We start from the raw sequence: 1,782 nt of genomic DNA, 5'->3' as shown, positions 1-1,782 counted from the left end.
CTTGATGCCAGAGCCCTTGAGCTGCTGGTTGAGGCCTATACCGAATACCGGCATCACTGCGACACGCTTGAAGTTGAGGGCTACACCTACCGGACCGAAACGCAGAACGGTGATGTGCTGATCAAGGCTCATCCCGCCGCCATCATGAAAGCTGATGCCTGGAAACGTCTGCGCGCCATGCTTGGTGAGTTCGGCATGACGCCAGCCAGTCGCTCTAAAGTGAATGCAAAAGGTCCTGATGCGGTTGATCCGCTGGCCGAGTTTATGAAAGCGAGGGATTAATGGCTAAGGTTGCAGAAGGCATCCGCTACGCCGAGAGGGTGGTGGCGGGGGAAATTATTGCCTGTGAGTATGTGCGCCTTGCCTGTCAGCGTTTTCTTGACGATCTGGCACACGGCGAAGAGCGCGGTATTTTCTTCAGTGAGCCGCGCGCGCAGCACATTCTGAATTTTTATAATTTTGTGCCTCACGTAAAAGGCGCTCTGGCAGGACAGCCTATTGAGCTGATGGACTGGCACGTTTTCATCCTGATTAATATTTTTGGTTTCGTTATCCCGCTGGTTAACGAAGAAACGGGAGAAACCGTCCTGCGTAACGACGGTAGCGGTCGTCCAGTAATGGTTCGGCGCTTTCGTACAGCAGATGTTGAGGTGGCCCGTAAAAATGCCAAATCAACTCTTTGCTCCGGCGTGGGGCTTTATATGGCTGGTGCCGACGGCGAGGGCGGTGCGGAGGTTTATTCCGCTGCAACCACCCGTGACCAGGCACGAATTGTTTTTGAAGACGCGAAAAATATGGTCAAGAAGGCGAAAGCCACACTTGGGCGGATCTTCGAATTCAACAAGCTCGCTATCTACCAGGAGCAAACGGCCTCCAAGTTCGAGCCATTATCATCAGATGCGAACAACCTCGATGGTCTGAACATCCACTGCGCTATCGTCGACGAGCTGCATGCTCACAAAACCCGTGACGTCTGGGACGTTCTGGAGACGGCAACCGGCGCGCGTCTGCAATCGCTGCTTTTCGGTATCACCACCGCCGGTTTCAACAAAGAAGGCATCTGCTACGAATTGCGTGATTACGCAATCAAGGTCCTGCGCGGCCTGGTTAAAGACGATACGTTTTTTGCCATCATCTACACCTTAGATGAAGGTGACGATCCCTTTGATGAAAAAGTCTGGCAGAAGGCGAATCCGGGGCTGGGTATCTGTAAGCGCTGGGATGACCTGCGCCGCCTGGCTAAAAAGGCGAAAGAGCAGGTTTCGGCCAGAATCAACTTTTTCACCAAGCACATGAATATCTGGGTTACCGCTGAGTCAGCCTGGATGGACATGATGAAATGGGAGAAATGCGAGTTTATCGCCCCGCAGCACGAACTTAAAACCTATCCCTCCTGGGTGGGCGTTGACCTGTCAAACAAAATTGATATCTGTGCGGCCGCTAAAGTCTGGCGCGCGCCAGATGGCCACGTTCATGCGGATTTCAAATTCTGGCTACCGGAAGGACGCCTTGAGAAATGTTCACGCCAGATGGCAGAGCTCTATCGTAAGTGGGCCGGGATGGACAAGCTGATCCTTACCGACGGTGATGTAATCGACCATGCTCAGATTAAGGAAGAGCTACAGTTGTGGGTTGCTGGTGAGAGCCTGAAAGAAATTGGCTTCGATCCGTGGAGTGCGACGCAGTTCAGCCTTGCGCTGGCAGAAGAAGGGCTGCCGCTGGTGGAGGTACCGCAGACGGTTCGCAATTTCTCTGAGGCGATGAAAGAGGTCGAAGCACTGG

2 protein-coding genes are annotated in these 1,782 nt (G+C 53.3%); both read left to right on the top strand.

What is annotated here, in order from left to right; genetic code table 11:
- The coding region (locus tag L383_RS14025; protein WP_032629080.1) for a phage terminase small subunit P27 family at nt 1-282 on the top strand (282 nt) is incomplete at its 5' end.
- The coding region (locus tag L383_RS14030; RefSeq protein WP_032629077.1) for a terminase large subunit at nt 282-1,782 on the top strand (1,501 nt) is incomplete at its 3' end. The genes L383_RS14025 and L383_RS14030, both read left to right, overlap by 1 nt.

Source organism: Enterobacter sp. MGH 37 (assembly GCF_000534515.1).
Taxonomy (GTDB): Bacteria; Pseudomonadota; Gammaproteobacteria; order Enterobacterales; family Enterobacteriaceae; genus Enterobacter; species Enterobacter kobei.
The sequence above is the reverse complement of the archived record's forward strand: the minus strand, read 5'-3'. Positions and strand labels throughout refer to the sequence as shown.